General features: G+C 67.8%; 14 protein-coding genes. 7 read left to right on the top strand and 7 right to left on the bottom strand.

Annotated features, from left to right (window positions below):
• Nucleotides 1-170: 170 nt before the first annotated feature.
• The gene (locus RCH07_RS15130; protein ID WP_326968308.1) at nt 171-1544 is read right to left on the bottom strand and encodes an NAD-dependent succinate-semialdehyde dehydrogenase; all 1374 of its coding nucleotides are present in this window, start codon (nt 1542-1544) and stop codon (nt 171-173) included.
• Between the two features lie 226 nt (nt 1545-1770).
• On the opposite strand from RCH07_RS15130, the gene RCH07_RS15125 reads away from it, so the two are divergent.
• Nucleotides 1771-3198, top strand: coding sequence for an MFS transporter (locus tag RCH07_RS15125; protein WP_326968307.1), 1428 nt, complete (start codon nt 1771-1773; stop codon nt 3196-3198).
• Nucleotides 3199-3255: 57 nt separating this feature from the next.
• On the opposite strand, the gene RCH07_RS15120 is transcribed toward RCH07_RS15125, so the two are convergent.
• The 4 genes from RCH07_RS15120 to RCH07_RS15105 all read right to left on the bottom strand — a co-directional run bounded on the left by RCH07_RS15120 (nt 3256) and on the right by RCH07_RS15105 (nt 8786).
• Nucleotides 3256-5586, bottom strand: coding sequence for a glycoside hydrolase family 65 protein (locus tag RCH07_RS15120; protein ID WP_326968306.1), 2331 nt, complete (start codon nt 5584-5586; stop codon nt 3256-3258).
• An 89-nt stretch (nt 5587-5675) separates the two neighbouring features.
• Nucleotides 5676-6404 (bottom strand): HAD family hydrolase, encoded by a 729-nt coding sequence (locus tag RCH07_RS15115; RefSeq protein ID WP_326968305.1) that lies wholly within the window; start codon nt 6402-6404, stop codon nt 5676-5678.
• 534 nt (nt 6405-6938) lie between these two features.
• Nucleotides 6939-7556, bottom strand: a complete 618-nt coding sequence (locus RCH07_RS15110; protein ID WP_326968304.1) for an alpha/beta hydrolase — start codon at nt 7554-7556, stop codon at nt 6939-6941.
• 9 nt (nt 7557-7565) lie between these two features.
• Entirely contained in the window at nt 7566-8786 is a 1221-nt protein-coding gene (locus tag RCH07_RS15105) for a beta-ketoacyl-[acyl-carrier-protein] synthase family protein (protein WP_326968303.1), read from the bottom strand.
• Between the two features lie 304 nt (nt 8787-9090).
• On the opposite strand from RCH07_RS15105, the gene RCH07_RS15100 reads away from it, so the two are divergent.
• The 5 genes from RCH07_RS15100 to RCH07_RS15080 all read left to right on the top strand — a co-directional run bounded on the left by RCH07_RS15100 (nt 9091) and on the right by RCH07_RS15080 (nt 13891).
• The gene (locus RCH07_RS15100) at nt 9091-9354 is read left to right on the top strand and encodes a DUF6458 family protein (protein ID WP_326968302.1); all 264 of its coding nucleotides are present in this window, start codon (nt 9091-9093) and stop codon (nt 9352-9354) included.
• A gap of 372 nt (nt 9355-9726) precedes the next feature.
• On the top strand, nt 9727-10530 hold the full coding sequence (locus tag RCH07_RS15095) for a DeoR/GlpR family DNA-binding transcription regulator (protein ID WP_326968301.1): 804 nt from the start codon (nt 9727-9729) through the stop codon (nt 10528-10530).
• Nucleotides 10527-11513, top strand: a complete 987-nt coding sequence (locus RCH07_RS15090; RefSeq protein WP_326968300.1) for a 1-phosphofructokinase family hexose kinase — start codon at nt 10527-10529, stop codon at nt 11511-11513. Before RCH07_RS15095 ends, RCH07_RS15090 begins: the two co-directional genes overlap by 4 nt.
• A 2-nt stretch (nt 11514-11515) precedes the next feature.
• Nucleotides 11516-13549 carry a PTS fructose transporter subunit IIABC gene (locus RCH07_RS15085; protein ID WP_326968299.1) on the top strand — a complete coding sequence of 678 codons (2034 nt, stop codon included), beginning with the start codon at nt 11516-11518 and terminating at the stop codon, nt 13547-13549.
• A 63-nt stretch (nt 13550-13612) separates the two neighbouring features.
• Complete coding sequence (locus tag RCH07_RS15080) at nt 13613-13891, top strand: HPr family phosphocarrier protein (RefSeq protein WP_326968298.1); 279 nt, start codon at nt 13613-13615, stop codon at nt 13889-13891.
• Nucleotides 13892-14196: 305 nt separating this feature from the next.
• On the opposite strand, the gene ku is transcribed toward RCH07_RS15080, so the two are convergent.
• The gene (gene ku / locus RCH07_RS15075) at nt 14197-15177 is read right to left on the bottom strand and encodes a non-homologous end joining protein Ku (RefSeq protein ID WP_326968297.1); all 981 of its coding nucleotides are present in this window, start codon (nt 15175-15177) and stop codon (nt 14197-14199) included.
• A 40-nt stretch (nt 15178-15217) separates the two neighbouring features.
• On the opposite strand from ku, the gene RCH07_RS15070 reads away from it, so the two are divergent.
• Nucleotides 15218-17710: an ATP-dependent DNA ligase gene (locus tag RCH07_RS15070; RefSeq protein ID WP_326968296.1), complete on the top strand. Its 2493-nt coding sequence runs from the start codon at nt 15218-15220 to the stop codon at nt 17708-17710.
• Between the two features lie 164 nt (nt 17711-17874).
• On the opposite strand, the gene RCH07_RS15065 is transcribed toward RCH07_RS15070, so the two are convergent.
• Nucleotides 17875-18132: a hypothetical protein gene (locus RCH07_RS15065; protein ID WP_326968295.1), complete on the bottom strand. Its 258-nt coding sequence runs from the start codon at nt 18130-18132 to the stop codon at nt 17875-17877.
• Nucleotides 18133-18240: the final 108 nt, after the last annotated feature.

The following is an 18240-nucleotide window of genomic DNA, read 5'->3' as shown; positions in this document are numbered from 1 at the left end:
CCCCGGAGCATGATTAATGGCAGAATCGGACATCGTGGCTCCCGTATGGGTAGATCAGTCTTGGAGGACCGAACTACTCAAACAGGAGCCACGCCAGCTTAACCCGGTGACACGCCGATCTCCCACAGCCTTGACGCCGGACCCAGGCCGCTAACCGAACGGCATTGGGGTTAGCGCGGGGTCCGGATGAGCTTCTTGTTGACGAACTCATTCATCCCGAATCGAGCCAGCTCACGCCCGACGCCGGAACGCTTGACCCCGCCGAACGGCAGGTCCGCCTGCGTCTCGGCCACGGAATTGATGAACACCATGCCGGTGTCCAGCCGGTCCGCCACGTCCTTGGCCTTCTCTGCGTCGGCGCTGAAGACCGCGCCGCCGAGGCCATAAGGGGAACCGTTGGCCAGTTCGATGGCCTCCTCCACCGTGCCCACCTTGTAGATGACCGCTGCCGGGCCGAACAGCTCTTCGGAGAACGCACGCATGCCCGGGGTCACGTCAGTGAGCACGGTGGGTTCCACGAAGGCGCCGGGGCCGTCGACGTGGTGTCCGCCGGTCCTCAGGGTTGCGCCCTTGTCCACGGCGTCCTGGATCTGTTCGATCAGGCCGTCTGCGGCGCTCTGCGAGGAGAGCGGGCCGAACCGGGTGTCCGCCAGGAGCGGGTCTCCCGGCTTGATCGCGGACATCCGGGCGGTGAATTTCTCCACGAACGCCTCGTAGAGGTCCTCGAGGATGATGAACCGCTTCGAGGCGGTGCAGGCCTGCCCGGCATTGCCCATCCGGCCGCTGACCGCGGCCTTGACAGTGGCATCGAGGTCGTCGGAGTCGAGCACGATGAACGGATCGCTGCCGCCCAGTTCCAGCACGTACTTTTTCAGGTTCCGGCCCGCCACCTCGGCGACGGCCGCTCCGGCCCGCTCGCTTCCGGTCAGCGAGACACCCTGGACGCGGTCATCGGCGATCACCCCGGCTACCTGCTCGTTGCTCAGGAACACGTTGATGTAGGCGCCCTCCGGGAGTCCGGCATCCTTGAAGATCTGCTCGATCGCGAGGGCAGACTGCGGGCAGCTGCCGGCGTGCTTGAGAAGGATGGTGTTGCCGAGGACCAGGTTGGGGGCGGCGAACCGCGCCACCTGGTAATAGGGGTAGTTCCACGGCATGATGCCCAGGAGCGGGCCGACGGGTGCGGAACGGACAACGGCCTCGCCGCCGCCCTTGACGTCCAGCAGTTCGTCCTGCAGGAAGGACGGGCCTTCTTCGGCGTAATACGAGTAGATGTCGGCCACGAGGCCCACCTCGCCCCGCGACTGGGCCAGTGGTTTGCCCATTTCGGTGGCGATCAGCCAGGCCAGCTCGTCCCGCCGCTCCCGGTACAGCTCGGCCACCCGGGCAATGACCTTGGCACGGGCCTCCACCGGGGCCGATCGCCAGTCGGCGAAGGCTTTCTTCGAGGCTGCGAGCGCCTGCTCCACCTCGCCCGCGGTCGCGAGCGGGAATTCCTTCATCGTTTCTCCGGTTGCGGGGTTTACTGTCTTGTAGGCAGTCATAAATCCACCATCTCCGTTTCTGGCTAGTGAAGCTCGATCAGTGCCGCGGCCGCCGCATTCGATCAGCTTGAAGGCGGTCCGGGCCCAGTATGTCGGAACGGGCTGTCTCGATGAGGTAGCCCGTCCTATTAGGCGGCAACCCGGACGGTCCGCCGCCTATTCCATCCGGTCCTTGGCAATCGAAATCCGCCGTTCCTCCAACTGGCCGGACACCTAGACTGAATCCATGCGCGCATTGAGAGCCCTCCGCCCGTTCGCGCACCGCGAATACCGGGTGCTGATCGCGGCCCTGGCCATCTCCATCTTCGGTTCCGGGATGTGGGCCGTTGCGATGGTCTACGAGGTGATCCACCTCGGCGGAGGCCCGCTGGAACTCTCCCTCGTGGCCGCGGCCGGCAGCGTGGGTTTAGTCGCCTTTGTCCTGGCCGGCGGCATCGCGGCGGACCGGCTGCCGCAGCGGCTCCTGATCATCGCGGTGGAGGGCGCCAACCTGGCCGTCATCGCAACCATCAGCGGGCTGGCCATGGCGGGCTTGCTGCAGCTCTGGCATCTGGCGCTTGGGGCGTTTGTGCTCGGCGTCGGGGCGGCCTTTTTCTTTCCCGCCTACTCGGCCATCCTGCCCCGGATCCTGCCCGCCGAGGACCTCCTCGCGGCCAACGGCATGGAGGGCACCATACGGCCTATCCTGCAACAGGCCGCCGGTCCGGCGGTGGCGGGCATCCTGGTGGCGGCCTTGTCCCCTGCGTACGCCGTCACGGGGGTTGCGGCCTGCCACCTGCTGGCCTTTTCAATCCTGAACTTCCTCCGGCGCCGGCCTTTGGCAGCCGCACCGGCACCCCACAGCAAAAGCAGCGCAGCCCGCGAGGAGGGCGCCGGTCAGGCGCGCGCCAAGACGTCTCTGCTGCACGATCTCCGCGAGGGTGTCAGCTACACCGTCCGGACGCCGTGGCTGCTGTGGACCCTGCTGTGGGCCTGCATTTCCGTGCTGTTCCTGATCGGCCCCATCGAGGTCCTGGTACCGTTCGTGGCCCGGGACCAGCTCGGCGGAGACTCCCGCATGTTCGGCTTCCTGCTCGCGATCATGGGCGTCGGAGGAGCCGCGGCCTCGCTGGCCACCGCCTCGTTCCCGCTCCCGCGCCGCTACCTCAGCGTCATGATGGTGAGCTGGGGTGCGGGCAGCCTGCCGATCGCCGCTGTCGGCATCATGGACAGCTTCTGGGCCCTGGCGGCCGCCCTGTTCATTTTCGGCGCCACCGGCGGCGTCGGCATGGTCATCTGGGGGACACTGCTGCAGCGCCGGGTCCCGCCGCATCTGCTGGGCCGGGTCTCGAGCCTGGACTTTTTCGTCTCGCTGGCCCTCATGCCGGTCTCCATGGCCCTCGCCGGCCCCGCCGCCGAGGTCCTGCCGGTGTGGCTGATCTTCCTCGTGGCCGGAACTGTATGCCCCGTCATGGCCGTGGTCGCCATGCTGGTGGCGAGGATGCCGGCAGACGAAATTTCCCACCCGCTGCACCGCGGCGATAACGCCCCGGCCGCCGCGGATACCCCCGATGCCCAGGTCGCCCCCGCTAACGCGGATACCCCGGATACCCCGGTCGGCTCCGAAGCGTCGAGCCCGGCGCGGCCCGGTCCGAAGCAACGCGGGGTCACTTAGCGCCCGTCCGGCGGTCCGGAATGGGCGCTAAGTGACCCCGCGTTGCTGTAGCAAGGCTTAGACGCCGGCGCGCACGATCGGGATGGACGCCGTCGGGAGTCCGCTGGGGAAGATCGTGGGCTCGGGCGTCGCCACGGGTGCCAGCGGCACCCGCACCGGATCGCGGTCCAGGGTGATCAGCTCGCCGCGGACGTCGACCTCCAGCGGGGCGCCTTCGCGGACCGTGAGGCTGATGGCGCCCTGTTCCAGCCCGACCTGTAGCAGCCGGCCCTGGATCTTCAGGTGGAAGTCGAGTCCGTCCCATTCAGCGGGCAGCCGCGGGTCGAAGTACGGCACCGCGCCCTGGTCGCGCAGGCCGGCGAAGCCGCTGACCAGTGAGCTCCACACGCCGCCGGTGGAGGCGATATGCACGCCGTCGATCGTGTTGCCGTGGGTGTCGTCCAGATCAATGAACAGCGCGTGGGTGAAGTGCTCCAGCGCGGCCGCGCCGTAGCCGACTTCGGCCGCCATGATGCCCTGGACGCACGCGGACAGGGTGGAATCGCCGGTGGTGATCGGATCGTAGAAATCGAAGGCGCGGCGCTTCTCCTCGGCGGTGAAGTCCTGCCACTGCAGGAACATGGCCAGCACGGTGTCGGCCTGCTTGAGCACCTGGTGCCGGTAGATCACCAGGGGGTGAAAATTCAGCAGCAGCGGGTACTGCGACCGCGGGGTACTCCAGTCCCACGGCTCCAGGGTCATAAAGTCGTTGTCCTGCGAGTGGACCTGGAGGTCCTCGTCGTAGGGCAGCTGCATCCGGTTGGCGGCCTGCTCCCAGACCTGGCGTTCGGCGTCGTCGATCTCCGGGTGGTCCAGCGCCGCAGCGGCGCGCAGGTTGAAGCGCGCCATAACGTTTGTGTACAGGTTGTCATTGACGACGGCGGTGTACTCATCCGGGCCGGTGACGCCGTGGATGTGGAACAGCCCGTCCTTGCCGAAGAATCCCAGCGAGACCCACATCCGGGCGGTTTCGACCAGCAGCTCGGAGCCGAGGGATTCCTGGAAATTTTGGTCGCCGCTGGCCCAGCTGTAGCGGTTGGTGGCGAAGGCGATCGCGGCGGCGATGTGGAACTGGGCGGTGCCGGCGGCGTAGTAGGCGCTGGCCTCGAGGCCGTTGATGGTCCGCCAGGGAAAGAGGGCGCCGTCGACGCTAAGCTCCTTGGCACGGATCTTGGCCTCGGGCAGCATCGCGTGGCGGAACTCCAGGACCTGGCGGGCGTTCCCCGGGCTGGTGTACGTCAGGTACGGCATCAGGTATACCTCCTGGTCCCAGAAGTAGTGCCCCTCGTAGCCGGAGCCGCTGACGCCCTTGGCCGGGATGCCGGCGACGTCGGCGCACGCCGTTGCCTGCGCCAGCTGGAAGAGGTTCCAGCGGACGGCCTGCTGAAGCTCGGCCTGGCCGGCCAGCACGATGTCGCTCGTGGTCCAGTAGTCGCGGTAGTGCGCGGTACTTTCGGCGAAGATCTCCGCGATCGGCTTGAGTCCGGCTTCGGCGTCGTCGGCCAGGTCCGCCGAGGACTGTCCGACGGCGTAGCTGACGCTCTTTTCCAGCACGAACGGCTGGTCCGCGCCGACAGCCAGGACGTAGCGGACGCTGCTGTCATCCTCGTGCACCAGGGTGTCGAAGGGCTGCAGTCCCGCGGACGTCCAGTGGTCCACGGCCATGCCGATGCGCTGCCGGGACTCGGCGGTTTCCCAGGACAGGCGCAGCGAGCCGTCGCCGCCGTCGAGGCGCAGCGGCAGCAGAACACGTCCGGCGTGCCGGCCGGACCGGCGCGGGTCATGCGCCGAGTGGTCCTCCACCGGCTGGTCCTGGCGGTTGATCACGGAGGACGTCACGTCCGCGGAGATCTCGCGGTCCGCGGCGAGCTCCAGCGAGATGCCGAGCGCCCCGCGGGTCTGGTAACCGACGGCGCGGCGTTCCGTGGTGGTCACAGTGGCGCCGGAGCGGCACTGCCAGGTGATCCGGCATTCGTAGATGCCGGTGGTGAAGTCAACGCTGCGCCGGTAGTCCAGCACGGTGGATTCGTCCAGGCTCAGCGTTTCACCGTCGATGACCACGGTGAAGTTGTTCGCGTCCGGGATGTAGAGGATCCGCTGGCCCGTGCGGGCAAAGCCGTACGCATTTTCGGCGTGCTTGATGTCCCAGGTCTCGTGGAAGCCGTTGATGAAACTGCCCGGCAGATCGGCGTCGGCGGCCGCCCAATGCGCGCCGCGGATGCCCAGGTGCCCGTTGCCGAGGCTGAAGAGCGTTTCGAGGGTGCCCGCGTTGCCGGGGAGGTGGACGGTCTCGACGAGCTGCCAGGGGTCGTTGGGGAACCGGGCGCGGTCAGCGGTGATGAGGGCCATGGTGGGGATTCCTTTTGGGGCGGTAAAGCAGTGCGGAGAGGTGCTGCGGTGAAGGTCGTGCGGCGAGGAGTCGTGCGGTGCGTGCGGAGCTAGAGCAGTTCGGCGAGGTCGTTGACCACGACGGTGGCGCCGGCGTCGAGCAGTGTCTGCCGCCCCGCTCCCCGGTCCACGCCGATCACGGAGTGGAAGCTCCCCGCTCTTCCGGCCTGAACACCCGAGACGGCATCCTCGACGACGACGCATTCCTCGCCGGGCAGGCCCAGCAGCCGGGCCGCGTAGTCGTAGGTGGCCGGGCTGGGCTTGCCGGGCAGCCCTTCGGCCACCGCGACGACGCCGTCCACCACCACCGGGAAGTAGTCAGAGAGTCCGGCTGCCTTGAGGACGGCCGGGGCATTGCGGGAGGAGGAGACGACGGCGAGCTTGAGTCCGCGGGCCAGCACGGCGTCGACGAAGCGGACGGAGCCTGCGAAGGGCTTCACTCCACCCGCTTCCACGATGTCGTTGAAGACCCTGTTCTTGCGGTTGCCCAGGCCATGGACCGTGCTGTGCGCGGGATCGTCGTCCGGCGGGCCCTCCGGCAGGACGATGCCGCGGGACGCGAGGAAGTCGCGGACGCCGTCGAAGCGGGGTTTGCCGTCGATGTGGTCAAAGTAATCGCTCTCGCGGTAGCCTGCGGCCTCGGGGACCGTCTGCAGGAAGCCGTCGAAGAGTTCCTGCCAGGCGCGCTCGTGCACGGTCGCGGTGGGGGTCAGGACGCCGTCGAGGTCAAAGAGGATGGCGGAGGCGCCGGTCCAGCTAGCGTCGGGAAGCTCAGTCATGGGTCGAAGGTCCTTTCAGACGGTGGCATCCGGATAGGTGGGCATCCGGATCCGTGGGGGCGGAAGGCGGTGGGGACGGTGGGGCGCCAGCCATCGACGCACCGGGGTGACGTCGTGGGCACACCGGGGGTGACATTGTGCGGGCCGCGGCCGGCCCCGGGCGAGTGCTTTGGCGTGGGCCCGTGTAAAGTCCTGCAGGTCCTTGCGCGGGGGCAAGAAGTTGCGCGGGGAATTCAAGTGCGTCCGGAGGGCGGCTGCGTCGCAACTCTCGAGGTTCGCGGCGGCAGCTCTGGCGCCAGGGGGTGCGGTGTCCGTGTTGATTCGGGCCTGGACGGTAAGGCACGGGGTCTTGGCCTGCAGCATAGTCTTAGCCTGCAGAACGGGGGCCTGCCCTTTCCTCCCCCGGTCGTCGTCGGCCGCAAACATGGCCGACCCCGAGTATAAAGGCTGGCAAAATTGGCTCGCAAATGGACGAATGGCGACGGATCATCGGGGTCCTGGTGCCCGAAGGGACTTTCCGGCCGGGAGCCCCGCTCAGCGCAGCGCGTAATGGCGCAGGAAAGCGCTGACGTCCACAAGCTCGGCCTTGGAGATGGAGTGCCCCATTCCGGGATAGCTGCGCGCCGTGAGCTGGGTGTGCCCGTGCAGCCATTCCTCGGTGTGTTCCGTGGCGGCGTCGTTGATGATCACATCGTCCTTATCCCGCCCCCAAAAGAACGGCGGCGGCGTCTCGAACGATTCGCTCAGGGCCAGGAGTTCGTTGTCCAGGACAAACCCGGACAGCCCGACGACGGCCCGGAACTGAGTGGGCCGCAGGCGCAGCAGGGTACTGGCCATGGCCATGCCCTGGGAGTAGCCCAGCAGGCTCACGCTGCTGTGCTTCGCCTTGACGGTGTCGATCCAGCTGAACACGGCGTTCGTGGACGCAATGACGTCCGCGAAGTCATGGGTCAGGAAGTAGTCCAGCAGGAACCAGCCGGAGTGGTCGCCGATCTCCTTGGGGCCGCGCAGCGCGGCGCAGCTGAGCCCGGACGGCAGGCTGTCAAAGAGTTTCACCATCCGGGATTCGTCGGTGCCGTAGCCGTGCATCATGACCAGCAGCGGCGTGCCGGCGCGTTCGTGTTCCGGCTTTGACCAGACGACTGTCTCCATGGGGACAGCCTAGCTTTCGGTGATTACCAGGGCCGTACTGTGGCCGCCAAAGCCGAAGGCGTTGGCCAGTCCTGCCCTGGCAGGGAGGCCTGCGACTGTTTCCTGGCTGAGATTGAGCTCCATACCTTCGTCCGGGTCTTCGAGGTTGCGCGTGCCCGGGAATGCTCCGGTCCGCAACGCCTGGACCACCACAAGGGCCCCGAGCGCTCCGGCGCCGCCGAGGAGATGCCCGGTGAGTGACTTCGTTGACGTGACCGGAACCTGCTTTCCGAGGACGGCCTTGATGGCTTCCGCTTCCAGACGGTCCCCCACCGGGGTGGAGGTCGCGTGGGCGTGGACCAGGCCGATGTCCTCCGGCGCGAGTCCTGCCGCGGCAATTGCTTTTTCCATCACGCGGCGCTGCATGGCCGGATCCGCAGCGACGATGTCGACGGCGTCGGACGTCACCGCGGTCCCGGCGACGACGCCCAATATGTCGGCGCCGCGGGCGACCGCATGGTCTTCGCGTTCCAGCACCAGGATTGCGGCGCCTTCCGCCAGCACGAAGCCGTCCCGGTCCCGGTCGAAGGGCCGCGATGCGGACAGCGGGTCATCGTTCCGCGTGGACAGCGCCCGGATTTGCGCGAATCCGCTGATGATCAGGCCGTTGATGCAGGCATCCACACCGCCGGCAATCACCACGTCCGCGGACCCGGCCCGGATCATGTCCGCCGCCTGGGAGATAGCTTCCGCCCCTGAGGCGCACGCGCTCACCGGAGTCCTTGCACCGCCTTTGGCGCCGGTGTCCATGGAGACCCAGGCGGACGGGGCGTTGGTCATGATCCGGGTGAGGGTGTGCGGGGAGACCCGGCGGGGGCCGCTGGCATCAAGAGTCCTGGCCTGCTCCAGCGTGGTGTCCAGGCCTCCGTAGCCGGAGCCGATCACCACCGCCAGGCGCTCCGGGTCGGCATCCGGGCGGCCGGCCTGCTCCCACGCTTCCCTGGCTGCAATGAGCGCCAGGTGTCCGCACCGGTCCATCCTCTTGTATTCGGGGGTGGAGAGCTGCGAAGCGATATCCGCGGTCACCCGGCCGGCCATCCGGACAGGCAGTCCCTGCGCCCAGTCATCGTCGAGCGCCGCGATTCCGGAGCGCCCGGCCAACAGCGCGGACCAAGTCTCGTCGGTGGTACCGCCCACCGGGGTCACCGCGCCCAATCCGGTAACGACAACCCTGGGGATAAGTTCAGACATTTCCAACCATGCTTCTGTGAGGCCCGCCGCGAGTGCGAGGGCGGGCGTGCTTGAAAAACTAATGCCAGGCCCCCTTCAAGAATACGTGCCGCCCGCCGCACCGGGCACGCCACAGACTTCGCTACGGGGTCGGGCGCAGTGCCGGGAATCGGCGCAGAAAAGCAGGCGGTGGCCGCCGGCACGCAGGATTTCCCCGGCGGGGCGCAGTCAGAAAGCGTTGAAACGCCAGGTATCGGGCTGTAGCGTGACTTTGGACAGCATGCTTAGCAACACCCATCGTCCCACCGGACAAAAGGAGCAAGTCGTGAGAATCGGTTCCTCTGTTTTCCTCATCGCCCTCGGCGCCATCCTCGCCTGGGCCATCACCCCGGGCCTGATCCCAAACGTCGACCAGACAATGGTCGGCTACATTCTGATAGCGGTCGGTGTGATCGGACTGATCGCCTCCCTGGTCCTGGCTTCCCCCGGCCGCAGCCGCACCCGCCGGGTCAGCGAAACCCGCTCCGTCGTTGACCCCAACACGGGCGAGACCATCACCCGGAACGAGAGCCGGGACGCCGGTATCTGAGCCCTGGATCCACGGCACCCGCGGGCGCCGGAGCGAGACACCCGGAGCGAAACACCTTGAAGCCGGGCCGGACCGTGAGGTCCGGCCCGGCTTCCGGCATTAAGGCCATGCCCCGCCCGGCCCGTCCACCCTGCCCGCCCCGGCGGACATGCCCCGCGCCCGGGGCCACGGCTGGACATAATCCCACTCTGCCCATTCCCCGGCGCGAAAAATGGACATGTCCCCCGCGGAACGGGCGAACCATTCTTCGTTCTTGTTGCTTTCCATTGACAAAGCCACATATTCAAAGATAAAGTCAAGCAACTCCACTTCGTGTGATGGCGATCACTGAGGCGGCAGGAGGGTCCGCAGTACTGACGCAAGGGAGAGCCAGTGTTCGCCGAGGAACGCCAACAGCTGATCGTGGGACTCATTGCCGGCAGCGGCCGGGCCAGCGTCACGGACCTCGCGGAGCGCTTCAGCATCACCACCGAAACCGTCCGCAGAGACCTCGCCGCCCTTGAAACAACCGGCAGCGTGCGCCGGGTCCACGGCGGGGCCGTGTCCGCGGATCGTTTCAGCACCAACGAGGAAAGCATCCTGGTGCGGATCGTCCAACGGCAACCGGAAAAGACCCGGATTGCCGAGGCCGCCCTGGCGCTCATCCCGCGGGACGGCACCGGCAGCATCCTGATCGACGCCGGATCCACCACCGAGGCCCTCGCGGCACTCCTGGCCACCCGGATGGCCGCGACTGCCGCCAGCTCAGAGCCCGGCGCGGAACTGGTGGTCATCACCCACTCGCTGCCCATCGCGACAAAACTGTCCGGCGAACCCGGCATCGCCCTGCACCTGCTGGGCGGCAAGGTCCGCGGCATCACCCAGGCCGCCGTTGGCCAGTCCACCGTGGAAGCCGCTCGTCGGATCCGTCCCGACATCGCCTTTATCGGCACCAACGGCATCCATGCAGCTTTCGGGCTGAGCACTCCTGATCCTGAAGAAGCCGCTGTTAAGGCTGCCTTCGTCCACTCGGCGCGCCGCATTGTGGTGCTGGCCGATGCATCCAAGCTGGACGCCGAAACGCTGGTCCAGTTCGCTTCGTTGAAAGATCTGGATACCGTGATCACTGATACGAACCCCAGCCGGGAGCTGGCCGAAGCCCTGGCGGACGCCGGCGTCGAGGTGGTGGTCGCATGATTGTCACCCTGACCGCCAACCCGAGCCTGGACCGCACGGTGGCCCTGCCCGGACCCCTGCTCCGCGGCGAAGTCCAACGTGCTGTCTCGGTCCGGCAGGAATCCGGGGGCAAGGGAGTCAACGTGTCCCGCGCCCTCGTCGCCTCCGGGCTCACGACCATCGCCGTGCTGCCCGGCGCCGAAGCCGATCCTGTCCTCGCCGGGCTGCGGGAGGGCGACGTCCCCTTTGCCGCCCTCCCCATCGGGGAGCCGCTGCGCAGCAACGTGGCGCTCACCGAGCCCGGCGGCGTCACCACAAAAATCAACGAACCCGGCCCGGTTCTGAGTGTGGACCAGCAAGAGGCCCTGATCGGGCTGCTGCTGGAACACTCCCGCGGTGCCAGCTGGGTGGTCCTGGCCGGCTCGCTCCCGCCCGGGGTCCCGGCCGATTTCTACGCCACCGTCACCCGGCGGCTGCGCTCCATGGATCACGGCAATGCGGCACCCCACATCGCCGTCGACTCCTCCGGCGGACCGCTCGCCGCCGCCATCTCCGGCGACGCAGCGGGAAAACCGGACCTGCTGAAACCCAATGCCGAGGAACTGGCGGAGCTGGCTGCCGCAGCCGGATTCGCAACGCTCAAATCCGCCGAGGAGCTCGAAGCTGATCCGGCGGCTGCCGCGGCGGCCGCCGCCGCCGTCGTGCGTTCCGGAGTGGGTGCCGTACTGGCCACACTCGGCGCCAGGGGCGCGGTGCTTGTGACGGCCGACGGCGCGTGGCTGGCCACGCACCCGCCGGTCATTGCCGTGAGCACGGTAGGAGCCGGCGATTCCTCGCTGGCCGGCTACCTCCTCGCCTCCAGCCGGGGCGCCGCCCCGGCCGATTGCCTCCGTCAGGCGGTGGCCCATGGGGCCGCCGCCGCTTCGCTGCCGGGCTCCACAGTCCCGGCAGTCCACCAAACCACCCCCGATGCCGTAACCATCACGGCCCTCCGGAAGGATTGACAGTGACTCAGCTCATTACTACCGAACTGGTCGAGCTCGACCAGAACCTGGGCAGCTCGCCCGCGGACGTGATCCGGCACCTGGCAGGCAAAGTTGCGGCCAACGGACGCGCCACCGAAGCCGAAGGCCTCTTCGCCGACGCCTTCGCCCGGGAGTCGAAGACCGCCACCGGCGTCCCGGGCGGGATCGCCATCCCGCACTGCCGTTCGACGGCGGTCACCGAACCGACCCTTGCGATGGCACGGCTCTCCCGCCCGGTCGATTTTGGCGCCAAAGACGGCCCCGCGGACCTGATCTTCTTCATCGCGGCACCCGAAGGCGCGGACCAGGAGCACCTCAAGCTCCTCTCCAGGCTGGCCCGGTCCCTGATCAGGAAAGATTTCACCGCGGCCCTGCGCGCCGCCAAGTCGCAGGCCGACGTTGTGGAACTCGTCGAAGGCGCGCTGGCGGACAAGCCGGCGGCCCACGCCTCCGCGGCTCCGGCCGCCGCTGCGGTGTCTGCCACCTCCACATCCGGGGCCGCAAGCTCCGCGGGCAGGGAACCGAGGCGGCTCGTGGCAGTCACCGCCTGCCCCACCGGCATTGCGCACACCTACATGGCCGCCGATTCACTCATGGCCGCGGCCAAGGAAGCCGGCGTGGACCTCCAGGTCGAGACGCAGGGCTCCTCCGGCGCCAAGCCGCTGGACCCTGCGGTCATCGCCGCCGCCGACGCCGTGATCTTCGCAGTGGACGTGGACGTCCGCGGCAAGGAGCGCTTCGCCGGCAAACCGGTCGTTAACGCGCCCGTCAAGCGCGGCATCGACGAGCCGGCGAAGATGATCCAGGAAGCCCTCGCGGCGGCGGACAACCCGTACGCCCGCCGCGTGCCGCACTATGGCGCCGAGGAACAGGCCCAGCACGACGCCGAGGAACAGGGCGAGCACATCGGCCAGAAGCTGAAGAAGGCCCTGCTCACCGGTGTCAGCTACATGATCCCCTTCGTCGCCGGCGGCGGCCTGCTGATCGCACTGGGCTTCCTCCTCGGCGGTTACGACATCACCGAAGTCGCCGACAAAGTGGTGCTGGAGAACAACTTCGGCAACCTTCCCGACGGCGGCCTCGCGATCTACCTCGGCGCGGTGCTGTTCAAGATCGGCGCCCTCTCCATGGGCTTCCTTGTTCCCGCGCTGGCGGGCTACATCGCTTACGCAATCGCCGACCGGCCGGGTATTGCGCCGGGCTTCGTCGCCGGCGCCGTCGCCGGCTTTATGGGTGCCGGCTTCCTCGGCGGCATCGTCGGCGGCCTGCTCGCGGGCTACATGGCGCACCTGATCGGGACCTGGCAGGTCCCGCGCTGGCTCCGCGGCCTGATGCCTGTGGTGATCATTCCGCTGCTTGCCTCCATTTTTGCCTCCGGCCTGATGTTCCTGGTTCTCGGCGGTCCCATCGCAGGCCTAAGCGCAGCACTCAACAGCTGGCTCTCGGGCATGACCGGGGCATCCGCCGTGGTGCTGGGAATCATCCTTGGCCTCATGATGTGCTTTGACCTCGGCGGTCCGGTCAACAAGGTGGCTTACGCCTTCGCCGTCGCCGGCCTAAGCGCCGGCAGCGCCAGCAACCAGGCGCCGTGGCAGATCATGGCAACCGTGATGGCTGCCGGCATGGTCCCGCCGCTGGCGATGGCCCTGGCCACAGTCCTGGACAGGAAGCTCTTCAGCCTGGCCGAGCGCGAGAACGGCAAGGCTGCGTGGCTGCTGGGCGCCTCCTTCATCTCCGAAGGCGCCATCCCGTTCGCCGCGGCCGACCCGTTGCGTGTCATCCCCGCCAGCATGGTGGGCGGCGCCCTCACCGGTGCTCTCAGCATGGCCTTTGGCGTCACCTCGCAGGCCCCCCACGGCGGTATCTTCGTGTTCTTCGCCATTGGCAACCTGCTGATGTTCGTGATCTCGATCATCGCCGGCACCATTGTCAGCGCGCTGGCCGTGATCGCGCTCAAGCGCTGGGCGGTCAAGAAGCCCGTTGATACGGTGGAACCGGTTCCCGTTTCCGTCTGACGCAGCCGAGCCGGCCCCAGTTCCACACCCGAGAACTCGCACGTTGATATACAAGGAGCAGAAATGACCGAACGCAACGCCACCATAGCCAGCCGCGTAGGGCTGCACGCCCGCCCGGCCGCCATCTTTGCCGAGGCCGCAGGCGAGTTCGATCTCGAAATCACCATCGCCCGGCTGGGCGAACCGGAAGACGAGGCCATGGACGCCGCCAGCATCCTGTCCCTGATGAGCCTCGGCGCATCGCACGGCGAGGTTGTGGTGCTGCGCGCCGAGGGCGACGGCGCCGACGGCGCCCTGGAGCGTCTGGTCCAGATCCTCGAAACGGACCACGACGCCGAATAGCAGCCTGACATGCGGCGGCCGCCCGGACATGCCCCGCACCTCCGCCCTAAGCACACGTATTACGTGCTTGTCACAGCACTCCTGCGCCGATAGTTTGGGATTCGCGGCATTTCCACCCCAGGGCGCCGCAGAACGAGTACCAGTCCAGCAGAGGCGAACCGTGGCAGGAGTGCAGGAAGGCGTCGAGGCGATGTTCGAACCCCTCTACGGCCAGCGGCCACGGTAGCCATGCCGACGACGGAAAGCGGGCACATTTCCGTGCTCGGGAACTCCTGATCCCGATGCCCGCGGGCCGCAGCCTGGGCTCAAGCCTCTTTGCGCGTGCTTTTCACGGCGGCCTCAGGGCGGGCTGTTTTCGCGGCGGTCGTCGACGCGGCCTTGACAGCACCGGATCCGGCTTTGGCCGCCGCCGCCTTCGCCGTTGCCTTCGCGGCGGGCTTGGCAGTCGCCTTCGCGGCGGGCTTGGCAGCTGTCGTGTCCGCCGCGGAAGCCGCGCCACCTCCGCGCTTCTTGGCCAGGCTCCGCTTGAGCGCTTCCATCAGGTCGATCACTTCGCCGTCGCCGGATTCGGCGGCGGGGGGCCCGAAGGTCTCCTCGGTGTCGAGCGACTCGCCCTTGTCCAGCTTCGCCTCGATCAGGGTGCGGAGCTGGGCCTGGTAGTCGTCGGTGAACTGGTCCGGCTCGAAATCGGCAGCCATCGAATCCACCAGCGCCGCGGACATTTCCCGTTCCTGGGCGGAGATCCGGACGGACGTTTCCAGCGACGGGAAGCTGGCCTCGCGCACCTCGTCGGCCCAGAGCAGGGCCTGCAGCATCAGCACGTCGCCCCGGACACGCAGGGCCCCCAGCCGGGTCTTCTCCCGCAGGGCGAACTGGACAATGGCCACCCGGTCCGTGTCCTCCAGGGCCCGGCGCAGCAGCGTGTACGCCTTGGGCGATTTGGAGTCCGGTTCGAGGTAGTAGCTCTTCTCGAACGTGACGGGGTCGAGCTGCTCGGCCGGGACAAACTGCACGACGTCGATCTCGTGGCTGTTCTCGGCCGGGATGGACTTGAGCTCCTCCCGGCTGAGGACCACGGTGCGGCCCTCCTCCTCGTAGGCCTTGTCGATATCCTCGTAGTCCACGATCTTGCTGCAGACCTCACAGCGGCGCTGGTAGCGGATCCGGCCGCCGTCGGCGTTGTGGACCTGATGCAGGCTGATGTCGTGATCTTCAGTCGCGCTGTAGACCTTGACGGGCACGTTGACCAGCCCGAACGCTATTGCGCCTTTCCAGATGGCTCTCATGGATCAAGTGAACCTCACAGTTGCGCGGAGGTGAAGAGCCTTGCCTGAGAAGCCGCCGTCCAACGGCAAACAGCGGGTCCGGGTTGCCGGCCGCGAAATTGTGGTGACCAACCTGGACAAAGTCATGTACCCGGAGACCGGTACCACCAAGGCCGATGTCCTGGCCTACTACGCCGCCGTCGCTCCGGTGCTGATCCCGGCAGCCGCCAACCGGCCGGCCACCCGCAAACGCTGGGTCCACGGGGTGGGGACCGCCGCGGCCCCGGGTGAGATGTTCTTCCAGAAGAACCTGGACGACTCGACCCCCGGTTGGGTGCCGCGCTCTTCCATCAAGCACAAGGAGCGCACCATCCAGTACCCGCTGGTCAATGATCCGGCCACGCTTGCCTGGCTGGCGCAGATCGCCGCACTGGAGCTCCATGTCCCGCAGTGGCGTGTGGATTCCCGCGGCAACCAGCTACCGCCGGACCGGCTGGTGCTGGACCTGGACCCCGGCGAGGGCGCCGGGCTGGCGGAGTGCGCGGAGGTCGCCAGGCTGGCCCGCGCCATCCTGCAGGACGTTGGCTTGGACCCGGTTCCGGTGACCAGCGGCAGCAAGGGCATCCACCTCTACGCAGCCCTGGACGGGACGCGAAGCTCAGAGCAGATCTCGGAGTTCGCCCATGAACTGGCGCGTTCGCTGGAGGCCGACCATCCGGACCTGGCCGTGAGCGACATGAAGAAGACCCTGCGCACCGGCAAGGTCCTGGTGGACTGGAGCCAGAACAGCGCCGCGAAGACCACGATCGTTCCCTATTCCCTCCGCGGGCGGCCCAGGCCCCTGGTGGCGGCGCCCCGGACCTGGCGCGAACTCGGTGTCCCGTCCCTGCAACAGCTGGACTACCGGGAGGTAGCGCAGCGGGTGGGGGCCGGGAAGGACCCGTTCGCCGCCATCTCCGGCGGAAAGCATCCGGGCAGCCAGGCCGCCGGTTCGCCGTCTGCCGGTCCGGACGACGACGGCGGCGGCGGCGCCTCAGACTCCCGGCTGGAGCTATACCGCACCAAGCGGAACGCGGGTGCCACCCCGGAGCCGTTCACGGCCGAGCGGCACCGGGAACCCGACGGCGGCACCCGCCGGGAGAAGTTCGTTATCCAGGAACACCACGCCAGCCGCCTGCACTTCGACTTCAGGCTGGAGCGCGACGGCGTGCTGGTGTCCTGGGCGCTGCCCAAGGGCGTCCCCACCAGCAAAACGACGAACCATCTGGCGGTCCAGACCGAGGACCACCCGCTGGACTACGCGGATTTCGAGGGCACCATCCCGAAGGGCCAGTACGGGGCCGGCAGCGTCAGTATCTGGGACCGCGGCTACTACGACTACGAAAAGTGGATCGCCGGCAAAGAAGTCATCGCCACCCTCACGGGGTCAGACGACGGCGGCCTCGGTGGCACCCGCCGCTTCGCCCTGATCCACACCGGCCGCGGCGGGGACCAGTGGCTCATCCACCTGATGGACAATGAGTGGTCGAAACCGGGGCATCCGGCGGAGGCCGCCCCGGTAAGCGGGGACGGTGGCCCGGTGCAGCCTGCCCCGGACCTGGCGGACGTCAGCCCCATGCTGGCCAGCTCCGGAACCACAGCGGACCTGCCGGACAAGGACTGGCAGTTTGAACTGAAGTGGGACGGCGTGCGCGCCCTGGTGGTGGGTGACGCGGACAGGATCCGCCTCATCAGCCGCAACGGCAAAGACATGTCCGCCAGCTACCCGGAGCTGACGGACCGCTCCTGCTGGCCGGAGCAGGACTTCATTGCCGACGGCGAGATCATCGCCGTCGGGCCGGCCGGGCGTCCCGATTTCGGGCTGCTGCAGGGCCGGATGAAACTCATCAGACCCGCCGACGTCGCGAAGGCACAGGCGTCCACGCCGGTGCGGCTGATGCTGTTCGACCTGCTGGCCGACGGCGGAAGAGACCTCCGCCGCCTGCCTCTCAGCGAACGCCGGGCGGGCCTCGAACGGTTTTTCCACCCCTCCGGCTGCCCGGCGGAACTCTCTGACGTGATCGACGGCGACATCCGCAGCATCCTGGAAAGCGCCGAGGAGCTGGGGCTGGAAGGCGTGATGGCCAAGCGCACGGACGGCCGCTACGTCGGTGCGCGGAGCCGGTCCTGGCTCAAGCTTAAATTTGAGCGGACCCAGGAAGTGGTGATCGGCGGCTGGCGGCCGGGGAAGGGCGAGCGCGAGCAGTCTGTGGGTTCGCTTCTGCTGGGGATCCCGGACGGTCCGAAGCTCCGGTACGTAGGGCGGGTGGGCAGCGGCTTCAGCACCCGCGAACTCAAGGAACTGCGGCAGAAACTCGATGCCCTGCCCCGCAAGACCTCCCCCTTCGCCGAGGTGCCGGCGGCCGACGCCTCGGACGCGCACTGGGTGAGCGCCACGCTCGTCGGCGAGGTCACCTACGGCGAATGGACCGGCAGCGGGAAGCTCCGGCACCCGGTCTGGCGCGGCTGGCGGCCGGACAAGGATCCGGCCGACGTTGTGCTCGAGGAGGGCTGAGGGGACCCGGCCGTCAGGGGGCTCCAGCCGTGGGGGAGGCTGGCCATGAGGGGGCCCGCCAAGACGGGGACAAAGCGAAGTCCGGGACACCCAATTCAGGATGTCCCGGACCTATCACTCCTTCCGCCCCGGCTGGGGAGAGTCAGGACGGAAGTGGCCTTTTCCTATGAAGAGTGCGGCGTGTCCGGCGGGGTGATCCGGTGGACCGCGTTCACCGCGGCACCCTGTCCCGGCCGCCCGTGCTTGACGTCGTGTTCCTTGGGATGCCGATGTTTGCCGTTTCCGTCCGGCCACTGCTGGCCATCGGACGGCGTGGGCGGCGCGGGGCGGGTGGTCTCCGGCCCCGGGGCATCATCCATCGATTCAGCCAAATGACTGGCGACTCCGGGCTCAATCCCGTCTCCGGCATGGTGTTCCGCCATTGCTCTTCCCTTCCGCTGAACCAATAAACGCTTTGCCGACAAACGCTGTACCAACCAAAAAGCCGTGCGTTACCGCCGTAAAATGCAGCGTTCAACCATGGTAGGACG

The organism is Arthrobacter sp. CG_A4 (genome assembly GCF_035985125.1).
Classification (GTDB): domain Bacteria; phylum Actinomycetota; class Actinomycetes; order Actinomycetales; family Micrococcaceae; genus Arthrobacter.
The sequence above is the reverse complement of the archived record's forward strand: the minus strand, read 5'-3'. Positions and strand labels throughout refer to the sequence as shown.

Coding starts and splice junctions, on each gene's coding strand:
- RCH07_RS15130 (WP_326968308.1), bottom strand. CDS start 1,544: ATGACTGCCTACAAGACAGTAAACCCCGCAACCGGAGAAACGATGAAG.
- RCH07_RS15125 (WP_326968307.1), top strand. CDS start 1,771: ATGCGCGCATTGAGAGCCCTCCGCCCGTTCGCGCACCGCGAATACCGG.
- RCH07_RS15120 (WP_326968306.1), bottom strand. CDS start 5,586: ATGGCCCTCATCACCGCTGACCGCGCCCGGTTCCCCAACGACCCCTGG.
- RCH07_RS15115 (WP_326968305.1), bottom strand. CDS start 6,404: ATGACTGAGCTTCCCGACGCTAGCTGGACCGGCGCCTCCGCCATCCTC.
- RCH07_RS15110 (WP_326968304.1), bottom strand. CDS start 7,556: ATGGAGACAGTCGTCTGGTCAAAGCCGGAACACGAACGCGCCGGCACG.
- RCH07_RS15105 (WP_326968303.1), bottom strand. CDS start 8,786: ATGTCTGAACTTATCCCCAGGGTTGTCGTTACCGGATTGGGCGCGGTG.
- RCH07_RS15090 (WP_326968300.1), top strand. CDS start 10,527: ATGATTGTCACCCTGACCGCCAACCCGAGCCTGGACCGCACGGTGGCC.
- RCH07_RS15080 (WP_326968298.1), top strand. CDS start 13,613: ATGACCGAACGCAACGCCACCATAGCCAGCCGCGTAGGGCTGCACGCC.
- ku (WP_326968297.1), bottom strand. CDS start 15,177: ATGAGAGCCATCTGGAAAGGCGCAATAGCGTTCGGGCTGGTCAACGTG.
- RCH07_RS15065 (WP_326968295.1), bottom strand. CDS start 18,132: ATGGCGGAACACCATGCCGGAGACGGGATTGAGCCCGGAGTCGCCAGT.